This window comes from Rhizobacter sp. P1_G5 (genome assembly GCF_056405435.1).
Genome location: NZ_JBFUCB010000046.1, coordinates 1 through 18,931, shown reverse-complemented (window position 1 = coordinate 18,931; position 18,931 = coordinate 1). Strand labels below are relative to the sequence as shown.

Below are 18,931 nucleotides of genomic sequence, written 5' to 3'. Positions count from 1 at the left end.
GACCGCCTGGCACGACCTGCAGGCGCGCGCGCTGGCAGCGCGCGACGGCGCGCCCGGCGTGCTGGTGGTCGACATCGACGAGGCCTCGGTCGCGGCGCTGCGCCCGCAGTTCGGCGGCTGGCCGCCGGACCGCACGCTGCTCGCGCTGGTCACCGACTACCTGCTGGACATCGGCGCGCGCAGCGTCGCGATCGACCTGGTGCTGGCCGACCCGCGCGACGGCGATGCGGCGCTCGCCGCCACGCTGGCGCGCCACCCGGGCCGCATCGTGCTGGCGGTCAGCGTGGTGCCGCAGCCGCCCGGCGACAGCGAATCGCTGCCGCCGCAGCCCGGCCCGGGCGGCTGCGGCGCGCAGGCCTGGCCGGGGCTGCAGCTGCCGTCCGCCGCACTGCTGGCCGCTTCACCTGTGCTCGGCATGGCGTCGACGCCGACCGACGACGACGGCCAGTTGCGCGCGCTGTCGCTGTGGCACGCCGCCACGGCGCAGGGCGTGCCGACCCTCGCGCTGGCCTCGCTGCTGGCGGGCGACGGCATCGCGCCACCCGCCCTGGCCTGCGCCGACGGCCAGGCGCGTGCGGGCGCGCACCGCTGGCCGATCGACGAGGCCGGCCGCGTGCGCCCGCGCTGGCCGGCGCGCGGCGATGCCGTCGCATTGCGCCCGTATGTGTCGGTCGTGCAGGCCGCACGCGGCGCGCTGCGCGACGACGCGCTACGCGAGCAGGTGCAGGGCCGCGCCATCGTGATCGGTGCGAGCGCCGTGCTGAGCGACCGCGTGCAGACGCCGCTCGGCCCGCGCTGGGCGCCGGCCGCGCTCGCGCAGGTGCAGTCGGCGCTGGCCACCGGCGCGCTGTTCGCGCCGCCGCGGCCCCCGCTCGATGCGCTGTGGTGGCTGGCCGCGCTGCTGCCCGGCCTGGTCGCGCTGCGGCGCGGCGCGCTGCATTCGCATGCCGACCTGGGCTGGAGCGCTGTCACGCTGCTCGCGCTGCTGCTGCTCGACGCAGCCGGCGTGCTGTGGCGCTCGCAGCTGTCGAACCTGCTGCCGGTGCTGGTGGTGCCGGCCTGCTTCGCGGCGCTGTCGCACTGGCAGGGCCGGCGCGTGCTGCGCGCCGAGCGGCTGCAGCTGGAGCGCGAGCGCGCCGGCGCCGAGGCGGCGAGCCGCATGAAGAGCGAGTTCCTCGCGCACATGAGCCACGAGATCCGCACGCCGATGAACGCGCTGCTCGGCTCGGCCGAGCTGCTCGCGCAGACCAAGCTCGATGAGCGCCAGGGCCGCCACGTCGCGCTGTTCCAGTCGGCCGGCGCGAGCCTGATGGAGATCCTGAATGACCTGCTCGACCTGTCGAAGATCGAGGCCGGGCTGCTGGAGCTGCACCCCCAGCCGTTCTCGCTGGTCGAGCTGGTCGCGAGCCAGACGGTGCTGTTCGAGGCGCGCGCGTCGCAGAAGGGCCTGCGGCTGCTGACGCAGTTCGACCCCGAGCTGCCGGCCGTCGTCAACGGCGATGCGCCGCGCCTCGCGCAGGTGCTGCGCAACCTGCTGGGCAATGCCGTCAAGTTCACGCACCGCGGCAGCGTGACGCTGGCGGTGCACCGGGTGGCGGATGCACCGGGGGTCCTGCGCTTCGAGGTGCGCGACAGCGGCATCGGCATCCCGGCCGACCGCCAGCGCACGATCTTCGAGGCCTTCACGCAGGCCGACAGCGGTGTCGCGCGGGCCTATGGCGGCACCGGGCTGGGCCTGACGATCAGCAGCCGGCTGGTGGCGCTGATGGGCGGGCGCATCGGCGTCGACAGCCGCGAGGGCGAGGGCTCGTGCTTCCACGTCGAGCTGTCGCTGCCCGTCAGCACCGAGGCGCCGGTGGTGGTGTGGGCGCCCAGCACGCCCGAGCCGGCCGGCGTGATGCAGAGCTCGCTGCGCATCCTGCTGGCCGACGACAACCCGCAGAACGTGCTGCTGGTGCAGGCCTACCTCGAAGGCGAGGGCCACCGGCTGGACGTGGTGCACGACGGCGCGGCGGCGGTCGAGCGCTTTGCGGCGCAACCGTACGACCTGGTGCTGATGGACGTGCAGATGCCGGGCATGGACGGCTACCAGGCGACGGCCGCGCTGCGCGCGCTGGAGCGGCGGCGCGGCAGCGCGCCGGTGCCGGTGGTCGCGCTGACCGCGAACGCGCTGCCCGACGACGAGCGGCGCAGCCTGCAGGCCGGCTGCCAGGCGCACCTGACGAAGCCGTTCTCGCGCGCGCAGCTGCGCCGCGTGATCGCCCGGCTGACCGGCTCGGCGGAGCAGCTGATGCCGGCCGCCCGCCCCGAGATCGCGGCCTTCGCCGACGCGCCGCCGCCGCTGCCGGCGCTGGCCGCCCTGCCCGGCTTCGACCTCGCGACGGCGCTCGCGCGCATGGAAGGCCAGACCGCGCTCTACCTGCGCGTGCTGCAGGCCGCGCGCGACGCGCTCGCGGCGTGGAACGGCCGCTTCGCCGCGGCGCAGGCGGCCGGCGACGCGGGGCAGGTGCTCCGGCTGGCGCATGACCTGAAGTCAACGGCAGCGACCTTGGGCGCCGTGCCGTTGGCGACGGCCGCGGCGCACATGGAAGGCTTGCTGCGCCAGAACACGGCGGTGCCACCCGAGTTGGTCGTCGAGGTGAAGGCGCAGATGGAGCTTCTGCTGTCGGTGCTGACTGAGATGTGAAGCCCCTTGTTTGCTGAACAGCAAATCAGCCACTTTTTCATAAGTTATGGCTTTTGCGCATATTTGCTGAACAGCAAATCGTCGAGCGGCAGTGGACGATCAGGCAACGATCCGAGCGCTCATCCCGCCGCTGACGGCGCGACGCCGACATTCGGCGACACACGAACCCACAAGTACTTTACGAAGGGCCGCAGAGCGAGCAGCCATGCGGCCTGGCACCGACCGGGGTGGGGACGGAAGCGGTTCCTGACACCGATCCGTCATGTGCGCTCCCTAGAGTCCGCCGCGCTCACCCACCACCCGGACCCTGCCATGCGAAGCATCATCACCGCACCAGCCCTCTCGACGTCCCGCACCGCCTCGCTGACCCTGCTCGCCGCCGCCGTGCTCGCGGCCTGCGGCGGCAGCGACAGCTCGTCGCCCGCGCCCACGCCCACCGTCAGCGGCGTCGTCACCGCGACGAACTTCGTCGCCGGCAGCGCCACGGACCCGACCGTCAAGGCCGCCTACTACCAGGGCGCCAAGGTCTGCGTCGACGCCAACGCGAACGGCCTCTGCGAGGCGAGCGAGAACCCGGTCACGACCGATGCCAACGGCAAGTTCACGATCACGATGGCCACCAACGCCGCGCTGATCGCCGACATCGGCACCGACGCCGTCAACACCGCGAGCGGCACCAAGGTCGCCAGCCGCGACGTGCTGCGCGCCTCGCTCGACCAGGTCGTCGAGCAGGCCGGCGGCGCGATCGTGATCAGCCCGCTGTCGTCCGAAGTGCTGCGCACGATGGAAGCCAACGGCAGCACCTACGCCGCCGAGAAGCAGAACCTGGCCGACCGCATCGGCGTGAGCGCGGCCCACCTGCTGGCCGATGTCAACGGCGTCACCGGTACCGAGCAGGCCGCGATGCTCGCCGAGGCCAAGGTGCTGGACAACCGCTTCACCTTCGCGATCACCAAGCTCGACCGCGGCGACCTCTATCCCGATGCGCTGGCCGTGGCCGGCGGCGACCCGCGCCTGACCGGCGCCGCGAACGTGACGCAGGCCACCGCGCCGACCGCGGCCGACACGCGCGCGAAGATCACCTTCGCGCAGGCCGAGCAGGCCGCGTTCAACCTCGAAGGCATCCCGCGCTACGACAACGTGTTCGTCGTGATGCTCGAGAACAAGGCCACCTCGTCGATCGCCGGCTCGGCCTTCGCACCGAAGATCAACGCGCTGCTGAAGGCCGGCAACCAGCTGACCTCGTACTACGCGACCGGCAACCCCAGCGAGCCGAACTACACCGCGCTCGGCGGCGGCGACGACTTCGGCATCACCGACGACAGCCAGTGGAACTGCGACGCCACCGGCGACAACGCCGTCAAGGACCTGCCGTTGCCGGACAAGACCCAGGCCGGACTGCAGAGCTCGCCGTTCGCCGCCACCTGCACGCAGGCCGTCGGCGTCAACCACAACATCACCGCGCCGAACCTGTTCAACGCACTGAGCGCGGCCGGCCTGACCTGGCGCACCTACAACGAGTCGATGAACCCGGGCCAGGACTACCGCACCGACAGCGTGGCCGATGCCGCAGTGGTCGCCGCCGACCACATGTACGCGCCGGGCACGCTCGCCGGCAACACCGTGCAGATCGGCACCCCCAACCTGAACCTGCCGATGCCGGCCGGCCTGTACAAGACCAAGCACCACCCGGGCATGGCCTACCAGAACGTGCGCAGCGCGCCGGAATGGAAGTACAGCAACCGCACGATGGGCGGCGGCCAGTGGGATGCGGTGCTGAAGAACGGCACGGCCTACACCGTGCCGGCCAACTACGACGTCGACCAGCTCGGCACCGACCTCGCGAGCGGCAACGTCGGCACGCTGAACTTCCTGGTGCCCGACCAGTGCGACGACATGCACGGCATCACCGTCAAGGGCGACGTGGCGGGAGGCGCCACCGGCGTCACCGCGAGCGACTGCGCCAGCGTGGCCAACAACGTGCCGGTGGCCACCGGGGGCAACATCATCGCCCGCGGCGACAACTACGTCGATGCGCTGGTCAAGCGCATCCAGGCCTCGCCGATCTGGAAGAACCCGAACCGCCGCGTGGCCATCGTGCTGATGTTCGACGAAGGCAATGCGACCAGCGGCTTCAACTCCTGCTGCGGCTGGAACGTGGCCAACAGCGCCGTCTCGAAGCCGCTGAAGCAGAACGCCGACGGCAGCTTCTCGCCGGATGCGACGATCAACAACTACACGCGCGGCAACCGCGGCCACGGCCAGAGCATCTTCGGCATCCTGAGCAACCAGGCCGCCGCACCGAAGGGCATCAGCGACAGCGACGCCTACAGCCACTTCTCGCTGGTGCGCACCTTCCAGGACATGTTCCAGCTCGCCGACCCGGCGGTGGACGGCTCGTACATGAACCGCTCGAAGTACACCGAGCACTTCATCGCGGCCAACATCATGAACCTGCCCGAGTTCGCCGGCAGCGCCGACACCCACTTCGACGCGGTGCGGCCGATCAACCACGCCTTCGTCGCACCGGCCACCTACACGGCCAAGCAGTCGGCCGACGTGACGACCGCGGCGCAGATCGGCCCGGACAGCCAGCAGACCGGCGTCTGGTCGTTGAAGTAACTCCTCCGACAGCAACGCAGCACCGCCGCCGGGCACGGCAACCCGTGGCCGGCGGCCGCTCCACCATGCACACCACCCTGCTCCACCGGGCCGCGGCACTGACCGCGGCCTTCGCACTGGCAACGGCGCTGGCCGCCTGCGGCGGGCGCAACGCGCCGACCGAGGCGACGGCGGCCGCCTCGGTGCCTGCGCTCGCGGCCAGCTCGCTCAGCCTCGCCGCCCAGGTCGGCGAGAAGATGTTCGTCGACACCTCGCTGTCCGGCTCCGGTCAGATGGCCTGCGCCACCTGCCATGACCCGAAGAACGCGCACGCGCCGTCCAACGACCTCGCGGTGCAGGCCGGCGGCGCCGACCTGAAGGCCAGCGGCACGCGCGCCGTGCCGTCGCTGCGCTACAAGGAAGTCACGCCGCCGTACGCCGACCTGCTCGACAACCCCGACGGCATCAGCGTGCCCGGCCCGGGCGGCGGTTTCGCCTGGGATGGTCGCGCGCCGACGCTGGCCGCGCAGGCGCAGATGCCGCTGCTGGCCGCCAACGAGATGGCGAATGCCGACGCGGCCGCGGTGGTCGCGAAGCTGAAGGCCGGCCCCTATGCGGACCTGTTCCGGCAGGCCTTCGGCGCCGGCGTGTTCGACGACACCGCCGCCGCGTTCACGAAGGCCGGGCTCGCGCTGCAGGCCTACCAGCTGGAGGACCGCAGCTTCCACCCGTACTCCAGCAAGTACGACCTGTACGCCGCCAACAAGATCGGCGGCACGCTGACGCCGGCCGAGGTGCGCGGCTTCAAGGTCTTCGCCGACCCGAAGGTGGGCAACTGCGCCTCGTGCCACTACCAGGGCGCGGGGCTGAACGGCAGCTCGGCGCTGTTCACCGACTTCTCGTACGAGGCGATCGGCGTGCCGCGCAACCCGGCGATCCCGGCCAATGCCGATGCAGCGTACGTCGACATCGGCCTGTGCGGCCCGCTGCGCAGCGACCACCCGCCGGCCGCGGGCAACACCTTCTGCGGCATGGTGAAGGCGCCGACGCTGCGCAACGTGGCGACGCGCCACGCCTTCTTCCACAACGGCGTGATGCACTCGCTGGAGCAGGTGATCCGCTTCTACAACACGCGCGACACCTGGCCGGAGATCTGGTACCCGACGGTCGGCGGCAAGGCCCGCGCCAGGCCCGACGCGAACTTCCCGAGCTACGGCCTCGTCACGACGCAATACACCGGCGGCACCGTGAAGAAATACGACGACCTGCCGCCGCAGTTCGTCGCCAACATCGACACGCAGATGCCGCTGGACGGCCGCCAGGCCCACAGCGCACCGCCGATGAGCGAACAGAACGTCGCCGACCTGATCTGCTTCCTGAACACGCTGACCGACGGCTACCAGCCGCCCGCGTCGGCCCCGACCACCGGACCTTGCACGCAATGAACCCACTCTCGCTTCGACTGCTCGCCCTGATGGGCGCCGTGCTCGCCATCGCCGGCTGCCACCCTGCCCCCGACCAGGCCACCTTCACGGCCGCGATGAACAGCTACCTCGCCCAGCGCGGCGACCTGTGCCTGGGCAAGTCCACCTGGCCGATCGACGTGACGCAGCACGAGATCGATGTCGGCGGCCGCAATGCGCGGCAGATGCCGCCGCTGGAGCGGCTCGGCCTCGTCAGCTCCAGCGTCGCCGAGGTCGTCGTCGACGACGAGGGCACGAAGCACGAGATGAAGGTGCGCCGCTTCGAGCTCACCGACGCCGGCAAGCGCTACCTGGTGCAGCGCGATGCGAAGACGCGCGATTTCTGCGCCGCACACCTGACGCTGGACCGCGTCGTCGGCTGGAAGCTCGACCGCGGCGAGCGCGGCCCCGACACCCGTGCGCTCGTGACCTACACCTACCGCATCGACGCCGCGCCGTGGACCGGCGACAGCGAGATCCAGAAGGTGTTCCCGGTGGTGGCCGGGATGGTGCGCGGGGCCGGCACGACGCAGCTGGAGGAGAACTTCGTGCGCACCGAACGGGGCTGGGTCGCGGTGGACCTGTTGGGCGCATGAGCAACGCAGCCACGCAACTGCGCTTCGCGCCGGCGCTCGGCGACTGGGTCGCGCAGCACCTGGCGCAAGGGCAGTCGCCGGCCGCACTGGTCGACGCGATGTGCGAACGCCAGGTGGCACCGGACGCGGCGCGGGCCATCGTCGACGCGTTCGTGCGGGCGCGCGAGCGCGGCGCGCCTTTGCCGATTGACACGGTCGATGCGCAGGCGCCGCGCGCGCGGCTGGCCGACGGACCGGTGATCGAAGCGGACGATCGCCGCATCCGCGTCGCGATGCGCACCGATGCGCCGTTGATCGCCGTTCTGCAGGGCGTGCTGGACGCCGATGAGTGCGAGGCCCTGATCGCGCTCGCCCGGCCGCGCCTGAAGCCGTCGACCCTGGTCGACCCGATGAGCGGGCGCGACGTGCGCAGCGGCCTGCGCGCCAGCCTCGGCATGTTCTTCCGGCCCGCCGAGACGCCGTTGATCGAGCGGCTGGACCGCAGGCTCGCCGCGCTGATGGGGCTGCCCACGTCGCACGGCGAAGGCCTGCAGCTGCTGCACTACCCGGCCGGCGCCGGCAGCGCGCCGCATTTCGACTTCCTGCAGCCGGTCAACGAGGCCAACCGCGCGTCGATCGCGCGCAGCGGCCAGCGCATCAGCACGCTGGTGTGCTACCTGAACGACGTGGCCGGCGGCGGCGAGACCGATTTTCCGCAACGCGGCCTGCAGGTGACGCCGCAGCGCGGCCACGCGGTGGTCTTCGAGTACGACGGGCGGGACGAGCGCTCGCTGCATGCGAGCCGGCCGGTGCTCGCCGGCGAGAAGTGGGTGGCGACGAAGTGGATGCGCGAGCGGCCGTTCATCAGCCAATGACGATCAGTCGGCGATCAACTCCGCCTGCGGCAGCATCGCGCCGCGGAACACCTCGAAGATCAGCATCAGCGGCCCCTCGGGCGTGACGATGCGGTAGGCCCGGCTCGCCCGCGGATCCGGCAGGCCGACCACCTTCCACAGCCCCGATTCGAGCGCCGGTTCGCTCTCGATCGCCTGGCGCTGCACGAACAGGCGCGCCAGCAGGTGGCCGATCGGCGCGGCGCCTTCGTCGAGGCCGCGCAGGAACCAGTCCGGCACCGCATCGAGCCGCGTGTACGACAGGTTGTCCATCAGCACGCGGCCGCCGGCCACCAGGCTCGTCACGCGCTCCAGCCAGGCCGTGCCGCCCAGCTGCTCGGCCACCGTGCGCGGCACCTCGGCCGTGCGGTGCTGGTGGTGCAGCATCACCTGCACCGGCAGGCCGCACATCGCCGAGCAGGTGCGCGTGGTGGAGCCGTCCTGCGCCAGCAGCAGCCGGCGCAGCGGCTCGTGCCGCGCCGCCGGAGGGAAGATTTGCCGCTCTACACTCATGCGCCCTGTGTCCTGTGCGTGTACTGCGTGGCCGATTCGAAGTCGACGATCCTACCCCTGACGCTCACCGGCCGGCCACAGGACCTGTGCGCCCGGCTGCTCGCCGAAGGCCCGGCCGCGCTGCTGGAAAGCAGCAAGGCGATGCCGGGCCTGTCCGGCTGGTCCTACCTGGCCGGACCGCCCGCCGCGTTGCTGGAGACCGATGCGCAGGGCACCTGGCTGCGCGATGCGCACGGGCAGGTGCTGCAGCGGTGGGCCGATCCGTTCGATGCGCTGCGCGAGCTGCTGGCCCGCAGCGCCGCGCCCGCCACCGGGCGCCCCGCCGGGCTGGACTTCGCCGGCGGCTGGCTCGGCTGGCTGGGCTACGACCTCGCGCGCCACGTGGAACGGCTGCCGGTGCACGCCGCCGCCGACCCGGACCTGCCCGCGTTGCGGCTGCAACTGTGCGACCAGGTGCTCGCCTACGAACACGCGACGCAGCGCTGGTACGAAGCCCGCCTGCAGCTGCCCGGCCTGCTGCCGCCGCGCGACGCGGTGCACGCCGCCACGCTCGCCCGGGCGGCCGGGCCGATGCCGGCGGCCACGCAGTTCCGCGCCGGCGAGATGCGCTCGCGCACGCCGGCCCCGCGCTACCTGCAGCAGGTGCGCGAGGTGCTCGCGCTGATCGCGCAGGGCGACATCTTCCAGGCCAACCTGTCGCACCGCCTCGAGGGCGATTTCGAAGGCGACCCGTTCGCGCTGTACTGCACGCTGACCGCGCTGAACCCGGCGCCGTTCTCGGCCTACCTGCCGCTGCCGGACGGCGCGATCGCAAGCGTCTCGCCCGAGCGCTTCCTGCGGCTCGACGGCCGCGAGGTGAGCGCGCGGCCGATCAAGGGCACGCGCGAGCGCGGTGCCGATGCGCAGGCCGATGCGCAGCAGCGTGCCGCGCTGGTCGCGAGCACCAAGGACCGGGCCGAGAACCTGATGATCGTCGACCTGATGCGCAACGACCTGGGCCGCGTCGCGCAGGTCGGCAGCGTGCGCGTCGACGGCCTGTTCGAGATCGAGGCACACCCGAGCGTGTTCCAGATGGTGTCGACGGTGCGCGCGCGCCTGCGCGACGGCGCCGGCACCGCCGAGCTGCTGCGCGCCTGCTGGCCGCCCGGCTCGATGACCGGCGCGCCCAAGGTGCGCGCGATGGAGATCATCGAAGCGATCGAGCCGGTGCGGCGCGGGCCGTACGCCGGCGCGATCGGCTACTTCGACGCGGCCGGCGGCATGGACCTGTCGGTCGTGATCCGCACCGCGGTCGTGCACGGCCGGCGGGTGATGGTGCAGGTGGGCGGCGCCGTCGTCGCCGACTCCGACCCGCGCGAGGAGCTCGACGAGACGCTGGCCAAGGGCCGGCTGCTGTTGCACGCCCTGCGCGAGGGGTCGACACTCCCGTTGCAATGAACCAGGCGACCCCTTTGCTGACCGGCGTGCACCGCCGCCGCCTGCGCGAGGTCTGGCGCTCGGCCGGCTGGCCGTGCCAGGACCTGGTCGAGGTCGAGCTGCTGTTCCTCGGCCTGCTCGAGCGGGTGCGGCAGGTGTCGGGCCACGAGACGCTGCGCGTCACCGAAGCCGGCATCGCGGTGCTGGCCGAGACGCTGCAGCGCAACCGCGCACGCCGCGACGCGCACGAGCAACTGGTCGAGCGCGTCGCGCGCGAGATGACGCGCGCCGGCCGCCTCGCCTGGCGCGGGCTGTCGCTGCGCGCGAAGGTCGACGAGGGCTGGGTGATGGCGATGCCCGACGTGTTCTCGATCCGCCACACCACCGTCGAGGCCTACCTGGAACCGATCGTCCACGAGGTCAAGGTGCATCGCAGCGACCTGCTGTCGGACCTGCGCCGCGCCGCCAAGCGCACGGCCTACCTGCAGCTGAGCAGCGAGTGCTGGTACGTGCTGGCCGACGGCATCGCGCAGGCCGACGAGGTCCCGCCCGAGTGCGGCGTGCTGGTGGCGCGCGGCGGCGGGTTCGAGGTCGAACGGCCCGCGCCGCGGCGGCCGATGCGCATGCCCTTCCACCTGTGGATGGCGCTCGCGCGCGCCACGCCGCTGGAGGGCTGGCGCGACGAGGACGCGCAGGCGCACCTGGGGGCCCCGCCTTCGCTGCCGGACGCTTCGTTGCCGGACGAATAAGGTCGGCCGGATTTCGAGGATCTCCCCCTCGCCGACGCACCACAGGATGCGCCACACTCCGTGTCTTGCGCCCGGGAGATGCCCATGAAAACCCACCCGCCCCTTGCGATCCTGACCTTGCTGGCCCTGCTGGCCGCCTGCTCCCGGCAGGAAGCGCCACCCTCGCCCACCGCCGCCACCGCCACGGCCCCCGTCGTCAGCGCCGCGAGCGCACCGCACGACGCCCCCGAGAAGCCCGGGATTGCCTGGCGCCAGGCCGCGAGCGACGCCGACGTTGATGCAGCCTTCGCCGACGCGAAGACCGCCAACAAGCCGGTCTTCGTCTACTGGGGTGCCAAATGGTGCCCGCCGTGCAACCAGGTCAAGGCCACGCTCTTCAACCGGCAGGATTTCATCGAGCGCTCGCGCGCCTTCGTGCCGGTCTACATCGACGGCGACAGCCCCGGCGCGCAGAAGCTCGGCACCCGCTTCGCGGTGCGCGGCTATCCGACGATGGTGCTGTTCAACCCGGCCGGCGCCGAGGTGACGCGCCTGCCCGGCGAGGTCGATGCCGCCCAGTACACGCAGGTGCTGACGCTGGGCATCAGCGCGCAGCGGCCGGTGAAGGCGGTGCTGGCCGATGCGCGCGCCGGTGCCGCGGGCCTGTCGGCCAACGACTGGAAGCTGCTCGCGTTCTACTCGTGGGAGACCGACGAGCAGCAGGTGCTGCCGAAGGCGCAATCGGTGGCGGTGCTGCGCCAGCTCGCGCAAGGCTGCCCCGCCGATCAGCCGGAAACGGCACAGCGGCTGCTGCTGAAGGCCTTGACCGCTGGAGAGGCCGCCACGGTGAAGGCGACCCCGGCCGACCGCGAGCGCGTGCTCGCGCTGCTGGCCGATCCGGCGGCGGCCCGCGCGCAGATGGACGTGCTGACCGTCAGCRCCGCCGACCTGGTGCGCGTGCTGTCGGCCGCGAAGACGCCGCAGCGCACGCAGCTGCTGACCGCTTTCGACGGGGCGCTGAAGGGGCTGCAGGCMGACGCCACGTTGTCGCGTGCCGACCGGCTGACCGCGCTGATCGCGCGCGTCGACCTGGCCCGCATCGATGCCCCGAAGGACGCGACGCCGGCGATGCCCGAGGCGTTGCTGGCCGAGGTGCGTGAGCTGGCGGCGCGATCCGACCGCGAGATCACCGACGGCTACGAGCGCCAGGCCGTGATCACGAGCGCGGCCGACATGCTGGAGATGGCCGGGCTGCTGGACGAATCGGACGCGCTGCTGAAGGCCAACCTCGCGAAGAGCCATTCGCCGTACTACCTGATGCTGGGCCTCGCCGCCAACGCGAAGAAGCGCGGCGACAAGGTCGGCGCGCTGCACTGGTACGAGGAATCGTTCGACAAGAGCGAAGGCCCGGCGACCCGGTTGCAATGGGGTGCGCGCTACCTGGCGGCGCTGGTCGAGCTGTCGCCGCAGGACGATGCGCGCATCGAGCGCGCGGCGCAGCAGCTCTTCAAGGAAGCGGAGCAGCCGGGCGCCTTCTACGAGCGCAGCGCCCGCTCGCTGCAACGCGCCGGCGACAAGCTGCTGGCCTGGCAGCGCACGCCCGGCCACGGCCCGGCCTTCAAGCGGCTGCAGGCGCAACTCGACGGCGTGTGCAGGCAGCTGCCCGACGGTGACAGCCAGCGCGCGACCTGCGATGCGCTGCTGAAGCCGGCGCCGAAGAAGACGGCCTGAACTACTTCTTCCGGCGCGCGCCGAGCTGCAGCTCGTAGCGCGCGTCCTTGTCGCGGTCGGCGAACTGCAGCGTGTCGCCCTGCCACGCATAGTCGGCACTGAACTCGTCGAGTTGCATGCTGCCCTGCTTCAGCACGACATCGAGCTGGCTGCTGTGCAGCTTCAGCTGGTAGACGATGTCGCTGAGCTGGACACGCACGCGCTGGCCGCTGCGCCAGTCGACCTGCGCCGGGCCGCAGGTGGGCGAGGTGTCCGACAGCGCGACGCACAGCTGCGCCTCGTAACGGCCGGGGGCCGGGGCGGCCTGCGCCCCCATCGCCACCACGGCAAACACCCCGGCGAAGGCGCTTCGAAGGTGGATCACGTCAAGCCTTCCGCCTGCAACGCATCCTTGACGGCGGGTCGTGCGCCAACCCGCGCCACGTATGCCGTCACGTTCGCCAGCCCGCTGATCTCGACGCCCACACGCGGCGCCCAGCGGCTCACGGTGTAGAGGTAGGCGTCGGCGATGCTGAAGTGCTCGCCCATCAGGTAGGCCTTGCCGCTCAGCTGCCCGTCGATCCACGCGAAGCGGCCTTGCACCTTGCTGCGCATCACCGCCTTCGCCTCTTCCGGCATCGCCGGGTTGAACAGCACGCCGAAGCCCTTGTGCAGCTCGCTGGTGATGAAGTTCAACCACTCCTGCACCCGGTAGCGCAGCATCGTGCCGTTGGCCGGCACCAGGTTCTTCGTCGGCACCTGGTCGGCGAGGTACTGCAGGATGGCCGGGCCTTCGGTCAGCCGCTCGCCGGTGTCCAGCTCGAGCAGCGGCACATAGCCCTTCGGGCTGATCGTGTAGTAGTCGGTGCCGTCGGCGAGCTGGTGCGTCTTGGTGCTGGCCAGCACCGGTTCGAACGCGAGCCCGGCCTCGCGCAACACGATGTGGGGCGACAGAGAGCAGGCGCCGGGGCTGTAGTAGAGCTTCATGGTGAGCCTTCGTCGGGAGTGGCGGACCCGGTATTACACAGCGGGCGGGCCAGCGACGCCATCGGGGCCGAGGAGGTGCCCGTGTCGGCTAATCTCCCGCCTTTGTACCGACCTGCCCTGGAGCCTGCATGCCGCGCCAAGTCCTTGAAGAATCCCGATTGCACCCGGCGATCCGCGAGAAGGTCGCGACGCTGAACGCGGACATCGTCCACAACGTGCAGGCGGCCGCCGCCTCGAACCCGGTGCTGGTGGTCGGCATGGCGCAGAACCCGCACTGCCGCGGCGTGCGCCGGGCGCTCGAAGCCGCCGGCGTCGCGCACCACTACCTGGAGTACGGCAGCTATTTCAGCCTGTGGCGGCGCCGCGCGGCGCTGAAGATGTGGACCGGCTGGCCGACCTTCCCGATGGTGTTCGTCAAGGGCACGCTGGTCGGCGGGCAGACCGACGTGCAGCGGCTGATCGACAGCGGCGAGTTGAAGCGGCTGCTGGGCGAATGACGCGCACGCTGCTTGCCGCGGCGCTGGCGGCCCTGCTCGCCGTTGCGGCGGCGCCGGCGCGCGCCGCAGACGAGGCGACGACACCGTGCCGCGTGGCCGGGCTGCGCAACGAGGTGCGCTGCGGCCAGGTGCGGCGGCCGCTCGACCCGGCCCGGCCGGCCGGGCCGCAGATCGACGTGCACTACGTCGTCGTGCCGGCGATGGCCCGCCGCAAGCTGCCCGACCCGGTGTTCCTGCTGGCCGGCGGGCCGGGCCAGAGCGCGATCTCGCTGGCCGGCAGCGTGATGCCGCTGTTCCAGCGCCTGAACAACCGGCGCGACATCGTGTTCGTCGACCAGCGCGGCACCGGACGCTCGGCACCGCTCGCGTGCGAGGATGAGGCGAAGGCCGGCGAGGCGGCGCTCGCCGACGAGGCCGACCCGGCGCGGCAGTTCGCCCGCATGGCCGCGTGCCGCGACCGGCTCGCCACGCGTGCCCCGCTCGCCGCGCCGGCCGACCTCGGCTTCTTCACGACCACGCTCGCGATGCAGGACCTCGATGCCGTGCGCGCGCAGCTGGGCGCCCCGCGCATCAATCTGCTCGGCGCGTCGTACGGCACGCGCGCCGCGCTGGAGTACCAGCGGCAGTTTCCCGACCGGCTGCGGCGCAGCGTGCTCGACGGCGTCGCACCAGCCGACATGGTGCTGCCGGTCAGCTTCTCGACCGACGGCCAGCAGGCCTTCGACGCACTGCTCGCCGCCTGCGAGGCCGAGGCGGAGTGCACGCGCGCGCACCCGACGCTGCGTGCCGACTGGAAGGCGCTGCTGGGCAGCCTGCCGCGCGAGGTCAGCGCGGCCCACCCGCTCACCGGCCGCATCGAGCGCTTCACACTGACGCGCGAGATGGTGCTGGGCTCGGTGCGCGGCACGCTGTATGCGCCATGGATCGCCGCCGCGCTGCCGACGGCGCTGCACGAGGCGGCACAGGGTCGCGTCGACGGCCTGGTCGGGCTGGGCGGGCTGCTGGGGGCGCGCAAGGGCATGGGCCTCGCGATGGGCATGCATTTCAGCGTGGTCTGCGCGGAGGATGTGCCGCGGATGGCGCAGGCCACCGACCCGCCCGGCGCCGACTTCGGCCGCACGCTGGGTGCGCTGTACGAGCGCGTCTGCGCCACCTGGCCGCGCGGTGCGGTGCCCGAGGCGTTCTACCGCCTGGCGGCCAGCGCGACGCCGGTGCTGCTGCTCAGCGGCGGGCTCGACCCGATCACCCCGCCGCGCCACGCGGAGCGCGTCGCGCGCGCGCTGGGCGCGCAGGCACGCTCGGTGGTGGTGCCGAATGCCGGCCACGGCGTGATGGGCGTCGGCTGCGCGCGCGACCTGATACAGCGCTTCATCGACGCGGCCGACAATGCCGCGGCACTCGCGCTCGACACGAGCTGCCTGGTCGCGGTGCCGCGCCCGCCGGCCTTCGTCCCCTTGCAGACCGGAGCGACGCCATGATCCACATCGACCACGTCGCGAAGCGCTTCACGGCCGCGCGCGGGCGCAGCGTGCAGGCCGTCGCCGACGTGCACCTGCACGCGCCCGACGGCTGCATCACCGGCCTGCTCGGGCCGAACGGCGCCGGCAAGACGACGACGCTGCGCATGCTGGCCGGGCTGATCACGCCGGACGCCGGCCGGCTGGCCGTCGACGGGCTGGACGTCGCGACGCAGCCGCGGGCGGCGCTGGCGCGCATGGGCGTGCTGGCCGACGCGCGCGGGCTCTCGCCACGGCTCAGCGCGCGCGAGAACATCGTCTACTACGGTCGGCTGCAGGGGCTCTCGCGCGACGCCGCCCAGGCGCGCGCCGAGGCACTGGCCGAATCGCTGGACCTGAAGCCGCTGCTGGAGCGCCGCACCGACGGCTTCAGCCAGGGAGAACGCATGAAGACCGCGCTGGCGCGCGCGCTGGTGCACGACCCCGCGAACATCGTGCTGGACGAGCCGACCAACGGTCTGGACGTGCTCGCCACGCGCGCACTGCGCGAGGTGCTGCGCCACCTGCGCAGCCCGGCCGGCGGCGGCAAGTGCATCGTGTTCTCGACGCACATCATGCAAGAGGTGGAACGGCTGTGCGACAGCGTCTCGGTGGTGTCGCACGGGCGCACCGTCGCCAGCGGCACGGTGGGCGAGCTGCTCGCGCAGACCGGCGAGCGGGACTTCGAGGAGGCATTCGTGAAGCTCGCTTTCGCTGACGAGCTCGCACAGGCGGAGCACGCGGCATGAGCGGTTTGTCGTTGTTGCTGATCGTGCTGCGCAAGGAGCTGGCCGATGCGCTGCGCGACCGCCGCACGCTGATCGTCGTGCTGATCTCGAGCGTGCTGCTCGGGCCGCTGGTGCTGGTCGCGCTGTCGAGCCTGATCGCGACGCTGGAGGCGCAGGCCGAGAAGCGCGAGGTGGTCGTGTCGGGCATCGAGCATGCGCCGGCGCTGCGCAACTTCATCGAGCGGCAGAGCTATGTCGTGACGCCGGCGCCAGCCGACTACGAAGCGAAGCTGCGCGCGCAGAAGCTCGGCGATCCGGTGCTGGTGGTCCCGCCCGGCTTCGAGGCCGCGCTGCTGCGCGGCGAGCAGCCGGCGCTTGCGATCGTCTCCGACACCGGCAACAAGGCGGCCGAGGCCGGTGCCGGGCGCGTGCAGCGGCTGCTCGCGGCCTATGCCCGCGAGCGCGGCGCGCTGAGCCTGGCGCTGCGCGGCGTCTCACCCCAGCTGCTGGAGCCGATGCAGGTCGAGGAGCGCGATCTCGCGAGCGCGCAGGGCCGCGCCGCGCAGCTCACCGGCATGCTGCCGTTCTTCGTGATCATGGCGGTGGTCTACGGCGCGCTGAACGCCGCGCTTGACACGACTGCCGGCGAGCGCGAGCGGGGGTCGCTGGAGCCCCTGCTGGCCAACCCGGCACCGCGCTGGGCGCTGGTCGGCGGCAAATGGGGCGCGGTGTTCGCGCTCGCGATGCTGATCGCAGTGCTGTGCTGCCTGAGCTTCCTGCCGGCGCAGTGGCTGCTGCGCAGCGACACGCTGCAGGCGATGTTCCAGTTCGGCTGGGTCGAGGCGATGCTGTTCATCGCGCTGCTGCTGCCGCTGGCGGCGGCCTTGTCGGCACTGCTGATGGCGGTGGCGATCCGCTGCAAGACCTTCAAGGAGGCCCAGGCGAACAGCACGGTGGTGGTGCTCGCGGCCTCGCTGCTGCCGCTGATGACGCTCTTCAACCAGACTGGCGAAGCCTGGTGGCACGCCTGGGTGCCGGGACTCGCGCAGTTCACGCTGATGACGCGCGTGCTGAAGGGCGAGGCGCTGGCGATGCAGCCGGTGGCGGTCTCGCTGGCGGTCTGCACGGTGCTGACGGTGGTGAGCGTCGTCTTCGTGGCGAAGCACCTGCGCGCTGCCGCCGTTCGATAGCATGCGGGGATGAGCACTTCACCTCTTTCCCTCGACGCGCTGCAATGGCGCTTCTGCCGCTTCGACGAACTCTCGCTGCGCGAGCTGCACGACATCTACATGACGCGCCAGCAGGTCTTCTCGGTCGAGCAGAACTGCGCCTACCTCGATGTCGACGGCCATGACGAGGCGGCGTGGCACCTCGCCGCGTGGCTGCCTGCGCAGCGCCAGCCGTTCGCGTATGCCCGAGTGCTGCCGCCCGGCGCGAAGTACGTGGAGCCGTCGATCGGCCGCGTGATCACCAGCGAGGCCGCGCGCGGCCTGGGTCTCGGCCGCGAGCTGGTGCGGCGCGCGATCGCGCATGCGCACGAGGTGCTGCCGGGGCACGGAATCCGCATCTCGGCGCAGTCGCGGCTGGAGGCCTTCTATGCGGGCTTCGGGTTCGTGGTGGTCGGCGAGCGCTACCTCGAAGACGGCATCCCGCACACCGAGATGGTGCTCGCCGCAGGCTGAATCGATGGTGCGGCCCGCAGGCCGCGTGTCAGGCCGCGCGGTCCAGCGCCCGCTGCACCTCGTTCTGCCACGGCAGCGTGTGCACGATCTCGTTGAGCCGCATCGCCACTTCCATGCCGCTCAGCTTCTCGCCACCGGCACCGAGCAACTGCAGGTTCGTGATCAGGCCGAGCGGGTCGGCCATCGCGACGATCCCCTGCTCGAGTTGCACCCAGTCCCACGCCACGCCGGCCGCGCCTTCGGAGAGCGGCCCGCCCCACAGCGTCTGGCCGGTGCTCGGCCCGGCATCGTCACCAGGATTCAACACGCGTGTGCCCAAATGCACGAAGTGAAGATCGGGGGTACTGTCCGCCTGCCACTTGACGGGCGGCCAGGCGTAGATGGTCCATGCAGGCGTCATAGCGGTTGATCGTGTTGATCCCTGAGTTTTGTGATTGGCCAATAATGTGGTCAAGTCACGGTCGCGCCTAGCTGTAAACCTTGCCAGCTGTAATCTCTGTCAGCTGTAAGACCTGTCAGGGTCGCTTGAGGTAGTGAGGCCGGAGCAAACGGTTGCGAGGTGAGAGGACCATGCTGCAAGGTGGGTACATGTCGGTGCTGCAAGCTGGAACCCGCGAGGAGTTCCAGGGCGAGATCGTTCGCTTTGCACAGCAACTCGGCTTCGAGAAAGTCAGCGCCATCACGGTCATCGACCATTTCCTGGGCGACCCGGAATTCATCGCCGTCGACAATGCGCCGTCGGCGTACCGGGATTCGTTCGAGGAGGTGGGCAATGGCCGCACCGACCCGGTGATGCAGCATTGCAAGCGACAGAGTGTTCCCATCATCTGGGATCAGAAGACGTACACCTCGGTGGGCCAGGGCGAGAAGTGGGAGCAGCAAGCCCGCTTCGGCTATTCGCACGGCATCGGGCTGACGCTGCATCTGCCTGACGGCAAACACTTCATGTTCGGTGT

18 protein-coding genes are annotated in these 18,931 nt (G+C 71.6%); 14 read left to right on the top strand and 4 right to left on the bottom strand.

What is annotated here, in order from left to right; all coding sequences use genetic code 11:
• From AC1D12_RS05765 to AC1D12_RS05745, 5 genes are all read left to right on the top strand, one after another.
• Positions 1-2,686, top strand: a 2,686-nt coding sequence (locus tag AC1D12_RS05765; RefSeq protein WP_477839306.1) for a hybrid sensor histidine kinase/response regulator, incomplete at its 5' end; no start/stop codon positions are given.
• 312 nt (positions 2,687-2,998) lie between these two features.
• Positions 2,999-5,308, top strand: a complete 2,310-nt coding sequence (locus tag AC1D12_RS05760; protein ID WP_477839304.1) for an alkaline phosphatase family protein — start codon at positions 2,999-3,001, stop codon at positions 5,306-5,308.
• Between the two features lie 65 nt (positions 5,309-5,373).
• Entirely contained in the window at positions 5,374-6,732 is a 1,359-nt protein-coding gene (locus tag AC1D12_RS05755; RefSeq protein ID WP_477839302.1) for a cytochrome-c peroxidase, read from the top strand.
• Positions 6,729-7,346 carry a hypothetical protein gene (locus AC1D12_RS05750; RefSeq protein WP_477839300.1) on the top strand — a complete coding sequence of 206 codons (618 nt, stop codon included), beginning with the start codon at positions 6,729-6,731 and terminating at the stop codon, positions 7,344-7,346. The genes AC1D12_RS05755 and AC1D12_RS05750 overlap by 4 nt, the downstream gene beginning before the upstream one ends.
• Entirely contained in the window at positions 7,343-8,200 is an 858-nt protein-coding gene (locus AC1D12_RS05745; protein WP_477839298.1) for a 2OG-Fe(II) oxygenase, read from the top strand. Before AC1D12_RS05750 ends, AC1D12_RS05745 begins: the two co-directional genes overlap by 4 nt.
• Positions 8,201-8,203: 3 nt before the next feature.
• On the opposite strand, the gene AC1D12_RS05740 is transcribed toward AC1D12_RS05745, so the two are convergent.
• Entirely contained in the window at positions 8,204-8,731 is a 528-nt protein-coding gene (locus AC1D12_RS05740) for a chorismate--pyruvate lyase family protein (protein ID WP_465110059.1), read from the bottom strand.
• Between the two features lie 27 nt (positions 8,732-8,758).
• Here AC1D12_RS05740 and pabB point away from each other — a divergent pair, with 27 nt between their 5' ends.
• From pabB to AC1D12_RS05725, 3 genes are all read left to right on the top strand, one after another.
• The gene (gene pabB, locus AC1D12_RS05735) at positions 8,759-10,168 is read left to right on the top strand and encodes an aminodeoxychorismate synthase component I (RefSeq protein WP_477839297.1); all 1,410 of its coding nucleotides are present in this window, start codon (positions 8,759-8,761) and stop codon (positions 10,166-10,168) included.
• On the top strand, positions 10,165-10,896 hold the full coding sequence (locus tag AC1D12_RS05730; protein WP_477839296.1) for a hypothetical protein: 732 nt from the start codon (positions 10,165-10,167) through the stop codon (positions 10,894-10,896). Before pabB ends, AC1D12_RS05730 begins: the two co-directional genes overlap by 4 nt.
• Before the next feature lie 84 nt (positions 10,897-10,980).
• Entirely contained in the window at positions 10,981-12,606 is a 1,626-nt protein-coding gene (locus AC1D12_RS05725) for a thioredoxin family protein (RefSeq protein ID WP_477839295.1), read from the top strand.
• A 1-nt stretch (position 12,607) separates the two neighbouring features.
• On the opposite strand, the gene AC1D12_RS05720 is transcribed toward AC1D12_RS05725, so the two are convergent.
• Together AC1D12_RS05720 and gstA are read right to left on the bottom strand one after the other, a co-directional pair.
• Positions 12,608-12,970: a hypothetical protein gene (locus tag AC1D12_RS05720; protein WP_477839293.1), complete on the bottom strand. Its 363-nt coding sequence runs from the start codon at positions 12,968-12,970 to the stop codon at positions 12,608-12,610.
• On the bottom strand, positions 12,967-13,572 hold the full coding sequence (gstA, locus tag AC1D12_RS05715) for a glutathione transferase GstA (RefSeq protein WP_477839291.1): 606 nt from the start codon (positions 13,570-13,572) through the stop codon (positions 12,967-12,969). The genes AC1D12_RS05720 and gstA overlap by 4 nt, the downstream gene beginning before the upstream one ends.
• 128 nt (positions 13,573-13,700) lie before the next feature.
• Between gstA and AC1D12_RS05710 the strand changes: the two genes are divergently transcribed.
• From AC1D12_RS05710 to AC1D12_RS05690, 5 genes are read left to right on the top strand one after another with little or no spacing between them, the layout of a single operon-like run.
• Positions 13,701-14,069, top strand: coding sequence for a glutaredoxin domain-containing protein (locus AC1D12_RS05710; protein WP_047503641.1), 369 nt, complete (start codon positions 13,701-13,703; stop codon positions 14,067-14,069).
• Positions 14,066-15,547: an alpha/beta hydrolase gene (locus tag AC1D12_RS05705; RefSeq protein WP_477839289.1), complete on the top strand. Its 1,482-nt coding sequence runs from the start codon at positions 14,066-14,068 to the stop codon at positions 15,545-15,547. Before AC1D12_RS05710 ends, AC1D12_RS05705 begins: the two co-directional genes overlap by 4 nt.
• Positions 15,544-16,314, top strand: a complete 771-nt coding sequence (locus AC1D12_RS05700; RefSeq protein ID WP_477824442.1) for an ABC transporter ATP-binding protein — start codon at positions 15,544-15,546, stop codon at positions 16,312-16,314. Before AC1D12_RS05705 ends, AC1D12_RS05700 begins: the two co-directional genes overlap by 4 nt.
• On the top strand, positions 16,311-17,483 hold the full coding sequence (locus AC1D12_RS05695) for an ABC transporter permease (RefSeq protein ID WP_477824443.1): 1,173 nt from the start codon (positions 16,311-16,313) through the stop codon (positions 17,481-17,483). Before AC1D12_RS05700 ends, AC1D12_RS05695 begins: the two co-directional genes overlap by 4 nt.
• A 9-nt stretch (positions 17,484-17,492) precedes the next feature.
• A complete protein-coding gene (locus AC1D12_RS05690) occupies positions 17,493-17,975 on the top strand; it encodes a GNAT family N-acetyltransferase (protein ID WP_047503650.1) in 483 nt (160 codons plus the stop codon).
• A gap of 28 nt (positions 17,976-18,003) precedes the next feature.
• On the opposite strand, the gene AC1D12_RS05685 is transcribed toward AC1D12_RS05690, so the two are convergent.
• Complete coding sequence (locus tag AC1D12_RS05685; RefSeq protein ID WP_477824444.1) at positions 18,004-18,282, bottom strand: DUF4902 domain-containing protein; 279 nt, start codon at positions 18,280-18,282, stop codon at positions 18,004-18,006.
• Between the two features lie 281 nt (positions 18,283-18,563).
• Here AC1D12_RS05685 and AC1D12_RS05680 point away from each other — a divergent pair.
• The coding region (locus tag AC1D12_RS05680) for an autoinducer binding domain-containing protein (RefSeq protein ID WP_477839287.1) at positions 18,564-18,931 on the top strand (368 nt) is incomplete at its 3' end.